This is a genomic window from Selenomonas sp. (assembly GCF_057272215.1).
In genome coordinates, this window is sequence record NZ_DBHIUY010000002.1 from 226,512 (window position 1) to 242,054 (window position 15,543).

Annotated in this window: 15 protein-coding genes, 1 other RNA gene and 1 riboswitch; of the genes, 9 read left to right on the forward strand and 7 right to left on the reverse strand. The window is 54.1% G+C overall.

The features are described 5' to 3' along the window. Positions 1-24 precede the first annotated feature (24 nt). The 4 genes from ffs to ACO5Z0_RS03010 all read right to left on the reverse strand — a co-directional run bounded on the left by ffs (position 25) and on the right by ACO5Z0_RS03010 (position 1,242). An RNA gene (ffs, locus tag ACO5Z0_RS02995) (signal recognition particle sRNA large type) lies at positions 25-195 on the reverse strand. A 49-nt stretch (positions 196-244) separates the two neighbouring features. Continuing rightward, the gene (locus tag ACO5Z0_RS03000) at positions 245-628 is read right to left on the reverse strand and encodes a DUF488 domain-containing protein (RefSeq protein ID WP_485649146.1); all 384 of its coding nucleotides are present in this window, start codon (positions 626-628) and stop codon (positions 245-247) included. A gap of 230 nt (positions 629-858) precedes the next feature. Further along, positions 859-1,089 (reverse strand): hypothetical protein, encoded by a 231-nt coding sequence (locus ACO5Z0_RS03005; RefSeq protein ID WP_485649147.1) that lies wholly within the window; start codon positions 1,087-1,089, stop codon positions 859-861. 18 nt (positions 1,090-1,107) lie between these two features. Further along, complete coding sequence (locus tag ACO5Z0_RS03010) at positions 1,108-1,242, reverse strand: hypothetical protein (RefSeq protein WP_485649148.1); 135 nt, start codon at positions 1,240-1,242, stop codon at positions 1,108-1,110. Between the two features lie 542 nt (positions 1,243-1,784). Between ACO5Z0_RS03010 and ACO5Z0_RS03015 the strand changes: the two genes are divergently transcribed. Further along, positions 1,785-3,155, forward strand: coding sequence for an NCS2 family permease (locus tag ACO5Z0_RS03015; RefSeq protein ID WP_485649149.1), 1,371 nt, complete (start codon positions 1,785-1,787; stop codon positions 3,153-3,155). Positions 3,156-3,226: 71 nt separating this feature from the next. Here ACO5Z0_RS03015 and ACO5Z0_RS03020 read toward each other — a convergent pair whose 3' ends face one another. Then, positions 3,227-3,457 carry a ferredoxin gene (locus ACO5Z0_RS03020; RefSeq protein ID WP_442672823.1) on the reverse strand — a complete coding sequence of 77 codons (231 nt, stop codon included), beginning with the start codon at positions 3,455-3,457 and terminating at the stop codon, positions 3,227-3,229. A 300-nt stretch (positions 3,458-3,757) separates the two neighbouring features. Further along, positions 3,758-4,204, reverse strand: coding sequence for an RrF2 family transcriptional regulator (locus ACO5Z0_RS03025; protein ID WP_442674040.1), 447 nt, complete (start codon positions 4,202-4,204; stop codon positions 3,758-3,760). Between the two features lie 398 nt (positions 4,205-4,602). Between ACO5Z0_RS03025 and cysK the strand changes: the two genes are divergently transcribed. From cysK to perR, 8 genes are all read left to right on the forward strand, one after another. Next, positions 4,603-5,535, forward strand: a complete 933-nt coding sequence (gene cysK, locus ACO5Z0_RS03030) for a cysteine synthase A (RefSeq protein ID WP_485649150.1) — start codon at positions 4,603-4,605, stop codon at positions 5,533-5,535. Positions 5,536-5,751: 216 nt separating this feature from the next. Continuing rightward, positions 5,752-5,946: riboswitch (cobalamin riboswitch) on the forward strand. A 372-nt stretch (positions 5,947-6,318) separates the two neighbouring features. Continuing rightward, on the forward strand, positions 6,319-8,775 hold the full coding sequence (locus tag ACO5Z0_RS03035; protein ID WP_485649151.1) for a TonB-dependent receptor domain-containing protein: 2,457 nt from the start codon (positions 6,319-6,321) through the stop codon (positions 8,773-8,775). Between the two features lie 78 nt (positions 8,776-8,853). Further along, the gene (locus ACO5Z0_RS03040) at positions 8,854-9,873 is read left to right on the forward strand and encodes an ABC transporter substrate-binding protein (protein ID WP_485649152.1); all 1,020 of its coding nucleotides are present in this window, start codon (positions 8,854-8,856) and stop codon (positions 9,871-9,873) included. 3 nt (positions 9,874-9,876) lie between these two features. Beyond that, positions 9,877-10,932, forward strand: a complete 1,056-nt coding sequence (locus tag ACO5Z0_RS03045) for a FecCD family ABC transporter permease (RefSeq protein WP_485649153.1) — start codon at positions 9,877-9,879, stop codon at positions 10,930-10,932. A gap of 1 nt (position 10,933) precedes the next feature. Next, positions 10,934-11,710 (forward strand): ABC transporter ATP-binding protein, encoded by a 777-nt coding sequence (locus ACO5Z0_RS03050; RefSeq protein WP_485649154.1) that lies wholly within the window; start codon positions 10,934-10,936, stop codon positions 11,708-11,710. A 185-nt stretch (positions 11,711-11,895) separates the two neighbouring features. Continuing rightward, positions 11,896-12,789, forward strand: coding sequence for a prephenate dehydratase (gene pheA, locus ACO5Z0_RS03055; RefSeq protein WP_485649155.1), 894 nt, complete (start codon positions 11,896-11,898; stop codon positions 12,787-12,789). After that, complete coding sequence (aroF, locus tag ACO5Z0_RS03060) at positions 12,774-13,805, forward strand: 3-deoxy-7-phosphoheptulonate synthase (RefSeq protein ID WP_485649156.1); 1,032 nt, start codon at positions 12,774-12,776, stop codon at positions 13,803-13,805. Before pheA ends, aroF begins: the two co-directional genes overlap by 16 nt. Positions 13,806-14,065: 260 nt before the next feature. Continuing rightward, positions 14,066-14,491: a transcriptional regulator PerR gene (gene perR, locus ACO5Z0_RS03065; protein ID WP_442672716.1), complete on the forward strand. Its 426-nt coding sequence runs from the start codon at positions 14,066-14,068 to the stop codon at positions 14,489-14,491. Positions 14,492-14,642: 151 nt separating this feature from the next. Here the strand turns inward: perR and ACO5Z0_RS03070 are convergent, their stop codons facing one another. Next, the gene (locus tag ACO5Z0_RS03070) at positions 14,643-15,491 is read right to left on the reverse strand and encodes an Rpn family recombination-promoting nuclease/putative transposase (protein WP_485649157.1); all 849 of its coding nucleotides are present in this window, start codon (positions 15,489-15,491) and stop codon (positions 14,643-14,645) included. Positions 15,492-15,543 lie beyond the last annotated feature (52 nt).

Below are 15,543 nucleotides of genomic sequence, written 5' to 3' on the forward strand. Positions count from 1 at the left end.
GCCGAAACTCCGCACAGCAGCGAAACGATCCTTTTCCACATCGGGGCGCGGCCCTCAGGCGCCCTCGCGGCACATGAAGCGATTCGCTTACCGCTGCTTCCTTCCGGACCTGACGGGGTTCACGAGACTCCATTGCGCAAGACCAAAGCGCCGCGCTCCGATCTGGAAAAGACTCTCCTCGATAGGAGAAAACGTAAAAACGCCCATTGCGTCCTTTGATTGTAGCATAGATTCGTCGAAACCGTCAATCGTTTTTGCACGATGTCATCGCCTTGAGCAGCCATTGGCGCAGCACGAGGACGTGATTTTCGACGGTGTTCTTATTCGCGTAGACGAGCGTCACGGGAGCCTCCTGCAGCCATCTCCTGCACCTTCGGGCGAATGCGGCGGCATCGGCGCTTTCTTCCAGCTCCTCGCGATAGGCTTTTGCGAAGAGGTCGAAACTCATCTCGCCGCTGTGGTAGAGCTTTCGCAGCTCGGGCGACGGCGTGACCTCCTTCGCCCATTCGCTCAGAGCGGCGCACTCCTTCTTCATACCGCGCGGCCACAGGCGATCGACGAGGATGCGCCTGCCATCCGTCGGCGCGGGCATGTCATAGATGCGCTTTAACTCCAGTTCGTATGCCATGATGACGGCTCCTTTCGCAGAAGATATGGGGCGTATTTGCCTCTGGGATCATTTTAGCACAAATATAGAATTTTTCCAGACGGTCGTGATTTTCTTGCCAGCCTCAAATATCCCGCAAAGAAGCGCTTCATGGACGGGCGCATGATTATACGGACATGGAACGCCAAGAAGGCATTGCTCCCTACGAGAGTTGAAGCAACGCCCCTTGTCGTTTCATGCCATATATTTTCTTACCACGTCAAAACATCCTCGTAAGTATATGGCTTGAACGTCTGTACCAGCCACGATACGCCGCTGCGCGCCCGAGACCCGTCCGTCGGCGGCATGAAGCGCGGACTCGTCCCCCATGTGTAGCCCAGAGCGCCATCGGGAAGCTCCTTCGGCTCTGCTGAGACGGCAGGCAGGAAGATGCAAACGAAAAAGCAAACGAGCACAGTCATGCGATTGAAATGTTTCCACATAGATATCTCTCCTTTATATCATTCAATTCGTGTCACATTGATATCATATCCATCACCTATGGTGTATATCATGTAGGTGTCCTCAAAAACGCCTTTTTCCTCAAGCACTTTGCGCGTGATCTTGCCGACCGTATTGATTTTGCCGTAAATCACGACCATATCGCCTGACCAAAACGAAAAATAATAAAACAAATGTGAGAAACTCCGCTCCAAAAGTTTTCCATATAATGCATCCTTTCGCAAGTTTAGGCGTCGTGTTCACCTCGCAAGAAAACAGGAACTGCATGTCAGCCGATCACACCAAATGGCTGCTGCCACAGGCGAGCATAGTCGTCGAACCACGATACATGAGCATCTCTCCTTCTTTATAAAAAGTTTCCCATTTATTATAAGCGCCTCCGCCCCCTTTTTGGTGTCCTGTCAGGACAATAAACGTCGATGTGACTGCCGGTGTTTTTTAAGAACAGGACAAAGGAACTGGCATGAGGATAATTCCGAATGAATTGCTTGAAGTTTTCTATCAGAAAGCAGGAATCGAGGAAATTATGTAGAAAACGATTAGAGAAACACGGATAAAAGGAAGTCGCCCGGATGCGTGAAGATGGGCGACTGAATGTATCTGCCTTTCCATTAGATATCGAAGCATCTATGTGGAAAGGTGTTTGTCGAATTTTCATAGAAAAGGAGATCATCCGATGGGAAAATTCCTGGAAAATGTATTTCACTTGAAGGAAAACGGTACGACCGTGCAGACGGAGCTTCTGGCAGGGCTGACGACGTTCATGACGATGGCGTACATCCTCGCTGTAAACCCGCTGATCTTGAGCGCTGCGGGCATGGACGCGGGGGCGGTGTTCACGGCGACGGCGCTCGCGTCGGGCATCGCGGGCTTCTTGATGGCATCGTTTGCAAATCTGCCGTTTGCTCTTTCTTCCGCGATGGGGCTGAACGCCTTCTTTGCCTACACGGTCGTCGGGCAGATGGGCTATTCGTGGCAAGTCGCCTTGACGGCTGTACTCGTCGAGGGGTTGATTTTCATCGCGCTGTCGGTGACGAATGTACGCGAAGCGCTTTTTAATGCGATTCCATTGACCTTAAAGAGCGCTGTGACGGTCGGCATCGGCTTTTTCATCACGTTCATCGGTATGCAGAACGCGCATGTCGTCGTTGCGGGGCCGAAGCTCGTCGCACTATTCTCGTTCCCCAAGGCGATGGCTGAAGGGACGTTCCACTCGGAGGGGCTGACCGTTCTCCTGGCGCTCTTCGGCATCCTCTTGACGGCGGTGCTTGTCATGAAGAATGTCAAGGGGCATATCCTCATCGGCATTTTTGCTACATGGGGCTTGGGCATCGTCTTGGAGCTTCTCGGCATCTACATCCCCGATCCCGCGCACGGCTATTTCAGTCTGATGCCGACGGGCATCGTCGCGCCGCCTGTCTCCCTCGCACCGACGTTCCTGCAATTTGATTTCCAAGCGATTCTTTCGATCGACTTCCTCGTCGTCATGTTTGCATTCCTTTTCGTCGATCTCTTCGATACGCTCGGCACGCTGATCGGCTGCGCTTCACGCGCGAATATGCTCGATGAAAAAGGCCGGCTGCCGCGCGTCAAGGGTGCGCTGATGGCAGACGCCTGCGGCACGTCGATCGGCGCATGTCTCGGCACCTCGACGATCTCGACGTACGTCGAGTCCTCAGCGGGCATCGTCGAGGGCGGCCGCACGGGGCTGACGGCAGTGACGACATCGCTGCTCTTCCTCGTCGCGCTCTTTTTCTCGCCGCTCTTTCTCGCTGTGCCGGGTTTTGCGACGGCTCCGGCACTCGTGATCGTGGGCTTTTTGATGATGCAGCAAGTCATGAAGATTCCCTGGAATGACATCATCGAGGCGATCCCATCGTTCATCTGCATCGCAATCATGCCGTTCGCCTATTCCATCGCCGAGGGCATCGCCTTTGGCATCATTTCGTACACGATTTTACACGTCGCAGCAGGCAAATTCCGTGATGTGACGTGGCTCATGTACATCCTGACCGTGCTTTTCATCTTGAAATACGCATGGCTCTAAGCGTGCGCAATGCAATAAAAAGCCGCTGTCGAAAAATCCCGACAGCGGCTTTTTATTGGCGCGCATAATGGTCAGACGGCCTTGCACTCCTGCGGCGTCTCATACGAGATGCGGCGAATACGTTCGAAGGGGATTCCTTCAAACGCGTAGCGCAAATCCAAATACCCATCAGCCAGTCTGAATGAAACACACTTGAGTGTGCGACCTTTCGAGTGCCTTTGGATTTTACGGACGTAGCGCTCTGCCTCCTCCGCAGAAAAAGCGCCGCTCTCGATGATAACGGTGACATTATCCATCGTCATAAAAATCCCTCCAGCGGTGTTGCAACCGTACCGAAGCTTCTATAAATTATACAGAAGCCTTTTGAAACAGTCTCTCGAGACGAAACATCGTCCCTTAAAGTCCTTGCCCATTATACAACATCAGACAGAAATTGCAAGTATTTTTATCATAGCGGACAGAAGTCCTTAAGGAATCACTGATAAATTCAGCCGTCCATCTTTACACATCTGGACGACCTCATTTTATCAGCGCTTCCTTAATAAAAACAACAACAGAAAAACATTCCTTGAATCCCATACAAGATGGATCCCTATGAAATCTCAGATAAAATACATGATGTTTCCCTGAGACTTCTGTCTATCTGTTTCATCGAGGATCACACAAAGGGTTACTTTCTCAAGAGCTGTACGGATGGCTGTGTCAAGCGGCTCGTAAACAGCGTGCTGCAGCGCTTGATCGAGCGCACTTTCATCATCCGCTGTCGCAGGTCCCGGCTTTTCCGTCAGCGGCAGTTCGATGGCGGCGAGCACATCCCAAGCCGTGATCTCTTGCGGTGCGCGAGAGAGTTGGTAGCCACCCTGCGAGCCTTTGCTCGACTTCACAAGCCGCGCGTGCTTTAAAAGAGAAAAAACTTGCTCTAAATAGATTTTGGATATGCCTAAATTTTCAGAAATCGTGAGAATCGTCGTCGGGCTGCTCGCTTGCCCGATGCGCGCGAGAAAGACCATAGCAGCCAATCCATAGCGTCCTTTGGCAGAGATTTTCATGTATATATACCTCTTTTCATACGGTTTATCTATGTATTTATCTTACCATGAAACCCCAAGAAGTCAAGCCCGAAGGGCGCAGACGGATTGGCTAGGTTTCTGTAAGGGCGGCGCACAATGTCCACAAGGTGGACGTTTGTGCGTGTAGTTTATCGAGAAAGCCGTCATTTGTCAATCACATAGTGATGAAATAGGTTTTCTGCATTCACTAAATGAAAGATCGCAGGATTTATCTCTTCGACAGAAGTCTTGCAGGCGTGCAAATCCGGACGATTTCTTGGTATCCGTGCTTCCCTTATTTTTTCAAAAGCCTATTGACATAGTGGGAAAAAGTCTGTAAGATATAACATATCAAACAGATATGAAATAAAGAGATTTTAACTCTAGGAGGAAACGTCATGGCAAAGATATACGAAAGTATCACAGAGCTTATCGGCGGTACGCCGCTTCTGCGCACACGGAATTTCTGCATGGAGAACGGCGTCGAAGCGGACATTCTCGCGAAGCTTGAGTACTTCAATCCTGCCGGCAGTGTCAAGGATCGCATCGCGCAGGCGATGATTGAGGATGCGGAGAAGCGCGGCGACTTGAAGCGCGGCTCGGTCATCATCGAGCCGACGAGCGGCAACACGGGCATCGGTCTCGCGAGCGTCGCGGCGGCGCGCGGCTATCGCGCGATCTTGACGATGCCCGAGACGATGAGCGTCGAGCGGCGCAATCTCTTGAAGGCGTATGGCGCCGAGATCGTCTTGACGGACGGTGCGAAGGGCATGAAGGGCGCGATTGAAAAGGCGGAAGAGCTTGCCAAAGTGACGCCGAACGCCTATATTCCATCGCAGTTCACGAATCCTGCCAATCCTGCCGTGCACAAGCGCACGACGGGACCCGAGATCTGGGCTGCGACGGACGGCAAAGTCGACTATTTTCTTGCAGGCGTCGGCACAGGCGGCACGCTCACAGGCGTCGGCGCATATCTGAAGAGCCAAAATCCAAACGTGAAGGTCATCGCCGTCGAGCCGGAGAATTCGCCCGTCTTGAGTGCGGGCAAGGCAGGTCCGCACAAGATCCAAGGCATCGGCGCGGGCTTCGTACCCGAGACGCTCGATACAAGCGTCTATGATGAGATCATCACGGTGTCGAACGACGACGCTTTCCGTTACAGCAGGCAGTTCGCGCGTGCAGAGGGCATCCTCGTCGGCATTTCATCGGGCGCTGTGCTCGCCGCCGCCACCTGCATCGCACGTCGTCCCGAGACGAAAGGCAAGATGATCGTAGCTCTCCTGCCCGACACGGGAGACCGCTATCTTTCGACGGAGCTTTTTAAGGACTGAGATGGAGATCTGCCTTTAGAATCTTTCATGAAAAGCAAATCGTTCCTTTTCAAACGAGATTTAATCCCATCGGCACACTGTCAATGGGATTAAATCTCATTTAAATTATTACTCTATTCTATCGTTGACAAAAGATGAAAGTTCTTATAGAATGAGATGCGAATAAAAATTGCATAAAAAAACAGGTGCTGAACAACGCTTTAGGACGCATAGAAAATGCTGTACCGAGAACACGGTGCTTTTCTCTATGTTTTCTAAAAGAGAATCCGGTCAAATACCGGAGCGGTCCCGCCACTGTAAGGAAGAGCAACGCTGCATGGATGAATATCCGGTCACTGGGGAGCCATCTCTGGGAAGGCGCAGCCGCGCGAGGATTCCGAGCCAGGAGAACTGCCTGTTTTGTGCGCCCCGCAGATCCACGAGCGATGGGAAGGGGAGCCGACTGCGATATCGGGATGATACAGCGGCTTTCTTCGTGGAGAAAGCTTTTTTTATTATGAAAGTCCAAGAAGTCAAGCCTAAAGGGCGCAGACGGATTGGCGAACTTTCATGAAGGGCGGCGCACAATCTCCACAAATTAGACGTTTGTGCGTGTAGTTTACCATGAAACCCCAAGAGGTCAAGCCGAAGGTGCAGGCCGATTGGCTAGGTTTCTGTAAGGACGGCGCACAATGTCCACAAAGTGGACGTTTGTGCGTGTAGTTTATGCAATTTTTCAGCAATGCCGATGGGCGTTGCAGGAAAAAGGAAGGGCGTACGCTCATCAAGGAGGAAATGAAAGAAATGAAAAAGCGACACCTCACATGCGCGATTCTTGCCGGATTATTGTCCACATGGGGGGGGCAAAATCTCGCTCACGCAGGGCATGACGAAAATCTGCAATTCTACACGCTGGACAGCATTGAAGTCACGGCGGAGCAGACGATCAACCAGTTCGGCGATACGGTAACGGAGCAGTCCTACTACCGTACGGGCGGCGACGTCAAGGTCATCACGCGCGAGGAGATCGAGAAGCGTCACTATATGGATCTCACGGAGGCGATCAAGCGCATCCCGGGCGTGACGTTCCAGAACCCGGGCTACCGCGGCGGTGAGTATGGCTATCAGTTCTACAACAACGGCGTGCTCATCAACGGAGACTCGCGTGTCGTCATCCTCATCGACGGGCGGCGCGTGGACAACCTTACGAGTACGCGCATCGGTGACGATAGCACCACGGGCAGTAAGTCCACAGGCGTCAATCTCGACCAGCTGCTCGGCATCGAGAGCGTCGACAAGATCGAAGTCATCAAAGGTCCCGGTGCATCGGCGTATGGACCGGATGCGACGGGCGGCGTCATCAACATCATCACGCGCAAGGGAACGGTCGAACGCAAGGGAACTCTTGATCTTTCAACCGGCTCGTGGAGCAAACATAATTATTCGCTGACGCTCTCGGGCACCATCGACGAGAATCCTACCTTCCGCTATTTCGGCACGGTGACGCGCACGTTGAGCGGCGATACGGAATACGTCGATGGCGAAACGGGCAAGATCGGCACGCTCGGCGGCTCGCACTGGGCGGAAGATGCGGTCAATATCCGCATCGACAAGGATCTGACCGATGAGCAGAGCATCAAGTTCTGGTACAACCACAAGAGCGGCAAAGACGGCTATCCGATCTCAACGCCGCGTCTCAAGTATTGGAATCAGGACGACTGGGAGCGCATCATTTTCGGCGCTGCCGTCGGTCAGCTGGACTCGAATAACGCCCTCAAAGGGGGCATCAACCCAAAGACAGGCAACTGGGAACCGGCACGCACGCTCGCTGGCGATAAGCGCAATCCCGGCTATGCGAACCTCTACGCACTCGACGGCAAAGTGTACAACTCGTTCAGCCGCTTTAGGCACAACGATTGGGAGCTGAAGTGGACGTTCGACAAGGACAATCGTATGGAGAGCTTCGTTCGGCTCTATCAGCAAAACCATCGTTACTCCAATCGCGATAAGTATGTCTGGGGCGATAAGAGACGCAACGATCTTGTTCAGGACTATCGCACGCAATTCCCGACAGGTGCAACGAAAGAGCAGCTCAAGCAGTGGATCAGCGATCATCTCGCGCCTTTCCCGGGCGGCGATCCGGCAAAGGTGCAGGAATGGCTCGACAAGACGGGCGGCAAGGCGACCGAGCCGACCAGCTGGCGCGAGGAAGAAAACCACGGTCTTCAAGTGCAGTATGCAAGAGCCATAGGCAAGAACGATGTCATCGCGAGCCTCACCTATGACAAGGCGAAAAACTATGCGAAAAGAATCCGGAACGATGGAAGTGTCACGGAATCGCATACGGCTCGCGACTCTGTCCTTGCCTATGTGCAGGACAAGATTCACATCACCCCGAACTGGGATCTTACTCCCGCACTCCGTTTTAGCCACTACTCAGACTATGAGTCGTCTACTGCAGGGGACGATGTGCAGGGAAAAGGAAATACGGACATCTTCACCTATGCACTCAACACAGAATACGTATTTGACGATACCCTCAGCACATATTTCGGCTGGACGAAGATTCTCCGTCCGCTGCGCCAGGGCGACTACACAGAAGTAGACGGCGTATTCAATACGCCGCTGAAGGATGAGCGCGGCGATGCTTGGACGTTCGGCGTGCGTAAGGAGTTCTCGCAGTACACTGCGCTTGCCGTCCACTATGACTGGACGCGCATGAGCAATGCGATTGCGACGCTGCCCATCTGGGATAATAATACAGGAACGTTTGAGAGTACAGCCGTCAATGCGCGAGAGGACAAGAAATCGTTCAACATCACGTTCGACCATGCCTTTGACAAGCATTTCTCGATGAGTGCATCCTACACCCACATGGAGGATAAATGGATGGCGAAGCCCGGCTGGGTGCTTGACCCGAATTGGGGCTACCAGAGCGGCAGCGACATCAACACGCAGATCAATCGTCTGCGTCCGCAAAATCACTATGCGCTCAATCTCTCCTATGAGAAGGGGAAGATCTATACGGGACTCTTGATGAACTGGTATACGGGATGCAGTCCGACAGCGTTCACGGACAGTCAGTTCCTCGTCCTTGACTGGAATTTCAACTACAGCTTCACCCCCGATCTCACAGGGTACCTTACCATAAACAATCTGACGAACGAGGCATATCAGACCTCGTACAACGCGTGGAACGGCATCGGCAGTTCAGCCATGCCCGGCCGCAGCATCATGGTCGGCGCACGCTATACGTTCTGATCGTTCGGTCATGAAAAGGAAAGGACGCAGGCTATTCTTTCGCGGAATGTCCTGCGTCCCTTTCTTATAGGAGGAAGGATGAAAGTTTTCTATCTGTTGCTCATCTGCCTCGTTTTCCTGCTCACGGCTTGCAGTCCCATCGTGAAGGTGCAGGATGAAAATGCACGTCGTCTTGGCGCAGCGGAGCAGACGGATGCAGCGTATACGCCCGTCACGATTGAGAACATCAACGAAAAGGGCGAACCCATCGCGCAGGTCTACGAGCGTCCGCCGGAGCGCGTGGTCGCCGTCTGGCAGAACTCGATCGAGACGCTGCTCGCGCTCGGCGTGGGCGATCGCATCGTCGCGGGCATGGGGGTACCGGACGCGAAATACATCCGCCCGGAGTATCGTGCGGCATACGAGGCGATCCCCTACACGAGTCTTGAACATCTCGACGTGGAGACGATCCTCATGATGCAGCCCGATCTCATTGTCGGCTGGTCGTCCACTTTCTCACCGAAGGTGCTGCGCCCGACGACGTTTTGGGCGGGGCGCGGCATCCATACCTATATCGCGCCGTCATCTGCACGCGCGACGAAGACGAAGACCATCGCGCAGGAGTGTGAGGACATCCGAAATCTCGGACGGATCTTCGGACGGGAGGAACGCGCGGAAGCGCTCGTGGGCGAGATGCAGCATGAAATCTCGTTCGTCGCTGAAAAGACCGCCCATCTGGAAAAACGTCCGCGCGCTCTCGTCATCGAGCTTATGGGCAAGGAGATTCGTTCCTATGGGAAAGACACGCTGGCGGGCGATATGCTTCGTGCGCTCGATGCCGAGCACTTGGCGGCAGACGGAACGAGTCTTAGCATGGAGGAGCTGATCGAGCTGAATCCCGATGCGATTTTTCTTGTCGTCATCGAGAATGACTATGGCAGTGAAGACAAGATTCTCGCACGTCTTTATGAGAATCCTGCGCTGCGTTCGCTCTCCTGTGTGCAGGAGCGTCGTATTTACGCAGTGCCGCTCTATGCCGTTTACAGTGCGGGCATCCGCGCTTATGACGGCATCACGATCTTTGCACACGGGCTGTATCCTAAGATTTATGGAGAATAATCTATGCAAGCATTTTTTTCGCGTGCGGGACTTGCACTCCTTTGCGTCCTGCTCACTGTACTTCTCATCGTCGTACTCTTCTGGGCGCTTTCGATCGGGACGGTTGATCTGTCGCCCGGCGTAATCGCCGCCGCCATCCTTGACCAACTGGCGGGCAATACCCCCATTGACGCGGCGGGCAAAGGACCGGTGCATGACATCGTGTGGCTGCTGCGTCTGCCGCGCCTTTTGCTCGCTGCCATCATCGGTGCGGGGCTTGCCACCTGCGGTGTCATCATGCAGGCGATTGTAAAAAACCCGCTCGCCGATCCGTATATCCTCGGCATCTCGGCAGGCGCATCCCTTGGTGCGACATCCGCTGTTCTTCTTGGCATCGGTGCGGCGTTCGGTGAGAACGCCGTCGGTATTGCCGCTTTTCTCGGTGCGTTTGCCGTTTCCGTCGGTGTTCTCTTTATTGCAAACATTGGCGGGCGTGCGAACGCAATGAAGCTGCTGCTTGGCGGCATGGCGCTCAGCGCCGTGTGCAGCGCTTTTTCGAGCTTCATCGTTTATTTTGCCAACGACAAGGAAGGCATTCAGACCATCACTTACTGGATGATGGGCAGTCTTGCGGGGGCGAAATGGGAGCACATGGCGGTCATCGGCGGCATTGTCGCCCTCGCCGTCCTCTTTTTCTGGTCACAGAGCCGCATCCTCAATCTCATGCTGCTCGGTGATGCGTCCGCGATCACGCTCGGTACCGATCTGCATCCCTATCGGCAGGGCTATCTCATCGTCAGTGCGCTCGTCGTCGGTTTCGCCGTCTTTGCTGCGGGCATGATCGGCTTCGTCGGATTGGTTGTCCCTCATGTTGTGCGGATGCTTGTCGGTACCGACCACAAGCGTCTTGTTCCCGTGACTGCTTTGGTGGGGGCGATCTTCCTCGTCGTCGCCGACGGGCTTTGCCGCATCCTCATCCCACACACGGAACTGCCGATCGGCATCCTCATCGCTCTCGTGGGCGCACCCGCATTTATCTATCTCATGGTGAAGCGCACCTATGGATTCGGAGGACAGTGATATGGAGATACTCGCGGAGGCGGTAAAACTCTTCATCGGGAACAAGGAGATCCTGAAAGGGCTGGATTTTCATCTGCGTCCAAAGGAATTTCTGGGAATCATCGGCCCCAATGGCAGCGGCAAGAGTATGTTTTTGAAATGTCTTTATCGTGTGCAGAAGCCGACAGCGGGAAAAATCACGCTGAACGGACGTGCGCTCGATGAGCTGTCCTATCGGGAGTCCGCGCTGCAGCTCTCTGTGGTGGCACAGCATAATTTCTATAGCTTCGACTTCAATGTGATGGAGGTCGTTCTCATGGGTCGCTCCCCGCACAAGAGACTTCTTGAACGTGACAATGCGGACGACTATGAGATCGCACGCCGTGCGCTTCGTACGGTTGGCATGGACGATTGTGCAGAACGCAGCTTCTCAAGTCTCTCGGGCGGAGAGCAGCAGCGCGTGATTCTTGCGCGTGCTCTGACGCAGGAATCCGAGTGCATGATCCTCGACGAGCCGACCAATCATCTGGACATCAAGTATCAGCTGCAGATCATGGACATCGTAAAGAGGCTCGACCTCACCGTCGTCGCGGCGATCCATGACCTCAATATCGCCGCGCTCTACTGCGATCGTCTCATCGCCATACAAAAGGGGCGCATCGTGGGGCTCGGCACACCGCGCGAGCTTTTAACGGAGACATTCATCCACGATCTCTACGAAGTATGCGCGAAAGTGGAAGAAGGAGCGGACGGGCGCATCTATATCCGCTATGTGCCGCAGTACGAAAAGAAACCGTAAATTCCACCGGAAGATTACGATCTGTGATTTATATGGGAGATTCATCCGGCGAAAACAAACTGTAAACTTGTAAAACTCAATCTTGCAAAGCTGTAGTTTCTATGATAAGATAGAAGCGTTTTCAGCAGCATTGCCCCCTTGGCGTTTTTGCTCAAGGGGGCTTTTTCGTAGAGAGGGGGGCGAGGATGGATACGTTGGGCTTTCTCGGCCCTTTGGGAACGCACAGCGAGGCGGCGGCGCTCCATCTGAACGGTTTTCTTGACGAGCCGCGCGAACTGATGGGCTTTCCCGCCATTTTCCAAGCGCTTCTGGCGGTGGAAGAAGCGCAGGTGAAGGGTGCGCTCGTACCTGTGGAAAATTCGCTCGAAGGCTCGGTGAATATCACGCTCGATACGCTGAGCGCAAGCGACGCCTTTGCCGTGACGCTTGAACTGATCTGGGGTGTACGAAATGAGCTGATGGTCAAGTATCCGCAAAGCGAAATCCGAAGCGTCATCTCTCATGCACAGCCGCTCTCGCAGTGCCGCGCTTACTTGAAGGCGCACTGTCCCCAGGCAAAGCTCGTCGCCGTCTCTTCTACGGCGGAGGCGGCGCGGCTCGTCGCCGAGAGCCGCCCGGCGGACGGCTGTGCGGCGATTTGCACAGCGCGTGCGGGCGAACTGTACGGGCTTTTTCCCGTGGCAAAGGATATTCAGGACACGATGGCAAACTGTACGCGCTTCTTCCTCGTCGAGCGTGCGGGTGCAAACCTGCCTGCGCTGCGCTTTTACAAGGAACCTGTGCCGGAGAAGGTGCTCGTGATCTTGCAGATCGACGGCAAACGTGCGGGCAGTTTGTGCGAAGTGCTGCAGGAGTTCGCTTCGCGCGGTGTGAATATGGTGCGCATTGAGTCGCGGCCTGCACGCACGGAGTTTGGCGCGTACATCTTTTTCTTTGAGCTGGAAGTCAAGGACAAGGAACAGCTCGCCGCTTCCATTGCGGCGGTGCGTGAAAAGAGCATTTGGCTGCGCACCCTCGGCGCATTTCCCGTGCTGACGGCTGCGAATTTGAAAGGAGCATCTTTATGGTCATCATTATGAATCCGGACGCAACAGCGGAAAATATCGAAGACGTTATCCGGGCGATCAACAGCGTGGGGCTTGACGCTAAGATCATGGAAGGTACGCAGCAGAAGATCGTCGGCGTCATCGGCGACAAGACACGCATGGGCTCCTTGGCGATCGACGCGATGGCGGGCGTCGCCGAGAGCGTCTCCATCTCGAAAAGCTATAAGCTCGCAAGCCGCGAGTTTCACCCGATGGCGACGATCATCGACGTCGGCGGCATCAAGATCGGCGCGGGCGCGCCCGTCGTCATGGCAGGACCGTGCGCCGTCGAGTCGCGCGAGCAGCTCATGGAGGCTGCCGAGATCGTCAAGAAGGGCGGCGCCGAGTTCCTGCGCGGCGGCGCTTACAAGCCGCGCACATCGCCGTACTCCTTCCAAGGTCTGGAGGAGGAAGGCTTGAAGCTCTTAGCCGAAGCGCGGGAAAAGACGGGGCTGAAGGTCGTCACCGAGGTCACGGAGGTCGAGAACGTCGCGCTCGTTTCCGCGTATGCCGATGTTCTGCAAATCGGCGCACGCAATATGCAGAACTTCCGGCTCCTGAAAGAAGTCGGGCGCGGACAAAAGCCTGTCATGCTCAAGCGCGGCCTCGCAGCGACGATTGACGAGTGGCTCAATGCCGCCGAGTACATCATGAATGAGGGAAACCCGAATGTGATCTTCTGCGAACGCGGCATTCGCACCTACGAGACGTATACACGCAACACGCTCGACCTCAGCGCTGTCGCTGCCATCAAACACCTCTCGCATCTTCCCATTATCGCCGATCCGAGCCACGGCACGGGCAAGTGGCGCTTCGTGCGCCCTATGGCGTTCGCCTCCATCGCTGCCGGCGCGGACGGGCTCATCATGGAGATGCACCCGAATCCGGCAAAGGCACTGTCCGACGGCCCGCAGTCGCTGACGCCCGAAAGCTATTATGAAGTCATGCGCGGTGTCAAGAAGCTCGCGAAATTCATGCAGGATGAACACATCGAGCCGATGGATATTTGAACGAAAAAAGCAACACGCCTCTGCGAAGCCGCGGGGCGTGTTGCTTTTTCAGCGGCAAAAAACGACGAAAACATTGTTCGTGCAATAAGACTTTCCTCTATGAAAGGATTGACAAAATTCCTTTCTTGCGCTAAAATTAATTTAGTGAGATTGCTTTTTAGTGGCGAGTTATTGTTTAGAAGAAAGGTTTTCAGAAGGCTTTTCCAAAGGCGGCTGTTTGCTCGCGCTTGGGTTGTGCCTATATGCAAGGAGGAAGTATGATGGTGATGCAGGAAGTAACGACGATGCTGCGTGAGAAGGGTTTCAAGGTAACGCCGCAGAGGCTTGCTGTTTACGACGTGCTCTGCCATACGACGGCGCATCCGACAGCGGATATGATCTACAGTGAGCTGCAGCCGACGTATCCGACGATGAGTTTGGCGACGGTGTATAAGACGCTCGATATTCTGAGCAAGGTCGGACTCGTACAAGTCTTGAATGTCGGCGAGGAGAGCTTCCGCTACGACGCGAATACGACGAGCCATCCGCATATCTGCTGCGTAAGCTGCGGTCGTGTGGATGACGTCTACAAGGCAGATGCGGGCGATCTCGTCGAGCAGGTGGAGCGCGAGACGGGTTACGCCGTTTCGGGCAAGCAGCTGTATTTCTACGGCATGTGCCCTGCGTGCCGCAAAGCAGCGCATTGAGAAAGAACGGATACATTCCGCCCCCGCTTCACAGCTGTCGCTCAGATTGGCATAGAATCCGCATCTCTGTGCCAATCCGGGCGACTTCGTTTTATCCATGTTTCCTAAAAACCTGCCGCAGCCGTCAGAATCGACGGTTGCGGCAGGTTTGCTATCTTCTATCATGCTTTGCAGCGGGCGTCTGAAGCGTAAGAATCTCTTCCCTTGTCATGCCGCTCGATTTTTCGATGACATCCAAAGGAACATTAAGCGCCAGTAAAGAGCGTGCCATAGCGATCAGCCCCTCGCGTCTGCCGCGCTGCAGCCCTTCCTTCACACCCTCTTGATGATGTTTTTGATATTCCATATAGAGTGTCATATATTCTCGCCTCGTTTCATCTTGATGCTTTACCCGTTCGACTTCTTTTGCCAGTGTTTCTGTAAAGATGCCTGCCGCTTCCCTGCCGTCCACATAGTGCAGGAAGTTTTCGATGTCTGCATCCACAACGCCTTTCAGTCCCTTCGCATTGAGAAAAATCTTTGCAGCGCCGTCGCCAAGCAGCAGATGCGGTATTTCAAGGCAGGCGTTTCGAAAGGTATATATGCGTTCGTCCATGCCGAAAGGATCAAAGGTGCAGATAAAGATGATATAGGTTTGTCTGAGTTGATCGTAATAGACGCCCTTGCCCAAGAGATCCATGTCGATCATTCCCTGATAGTATCGCGTTCGCTTCACCAATTCATCGCCGTGCCCCTTGGTTGTCTGCATCTCAATGTTATAGATCGTGCCGCTTTCATCTTCCACATATACGTCGAGACGTACCGATTTGCTGTCGAGACGCAGGTCGATGCTTTTCTCTGTATGCGGGTAGTCCAATTCTCGTATTTTGATGTGCAGGATGCGTTCAATCAAGCGCTTGCAGAGGTTCTTGTTCTGCATGACGCGCTGAAAGATGAAGTTGTCGCTGATGGATAATTCTTCCCACGCACGTAGGGCGCGTTCTTCTGTGCTTTGCGCCATGACAATCTCCTTTCCGCAGTTCTCTTTCTATTGTAGCTTGTTTTCTTTCTTC

Coding starts and splice junctions, on each gene's coding strand:
- ACO5Z0_RS03025 (WP_442674040.1), bottom strand. CDS start 4,204: ATGAAAATCTCTGCCAAAGGACGCTATGGATTGGCTGCTATGGTCTTT.
- ACO5Z0_RS03000 (WP_485649146.1), bottom strand. CDS start 628: ATGGCATACGAACTGGAGTTAAAGCGCATCTATGACATGCCCGCGCCG.
- aroF (WP_485649156.1), top strand. CDS start 12,774: ATGGTCATCATTATGAATCCGGACGCAACAGCGGAAAATATCGAAGAC.
- ACO5Z0_RS03005 (WP_485649147.1), bottom strand. CDS start 1,089: ATGTGGAAACATTTCAATCGCATGACTGTGCTCGTTTGCTTTTTCGTT.
- cysK (WP_485649150.1), top strand. CDS start 4,603: ATGGCAAAGATATACGAAAGTATCACAGAGCTTATCGGCGGTACGCCG.
- ACO5Z0_RS03045 (WP_485649153.1), top strand. CDS start 9,877: ATGCAAGCATTTTTTTCGCGTGCGGGACTTGCACTCCTTTGCGTCCTG.
- perR (WP_442672716.1), top strand. CDS start 14,066: ATGGTGATGCAGGAAGTAACGACGATGCTGCGTGAGAAGGGTTTCAAG.
- ACO5Z0_RS03015 (WP_485649149.1), top strand. CDS start 1,785: ATGGGAAAATTCCTGGAAAATGTATTTCACTTGAAGGAAAACGGTACG.
- ACO5Z0_RS03020 (WP_442672823.1), bottom strand. CDS start 3,457: ATGACGATGGATAATGTCACCGTTATCATCGAGAGCGGCGCTTTTTCT.
- pheA (WP_485649155.1), top strand. CDS start 11,896: ATGGATACGTTGGGCTTTCTCGGCCCTTTGGGAACGCACAGCGAGGCG.
- ACO5Z0_RS03070 (WP_485649157.1), bottom strand. CDS start 15,491: ATGGCGCAAAGCACAGAAGAACGCGCCCTACGTGCGTGGGAAGAATTA.
- ACO5Z0_RS03035 (WP_485649151.1), top strand. CDS start 6,319: ATGAAAAAGCGACACCTCACATGCGCGATTCTTGCCGGATTATTGTCC.
- ACO5Z0_RS03050 (WP_485649154.1), top strand. CDS start 10,934: ATGGAGATACTCGCGGAGGCGGTAAAACTCTTCATCGGGAACAAGGAG.
- ACO5Z0_RS03040 (WP_485649152.1), top strand. CDS start 8,854: ATGAAAGTTTTCTATCTGTTGCTCATCTGCCTCGTTTTCCTGCTCACG.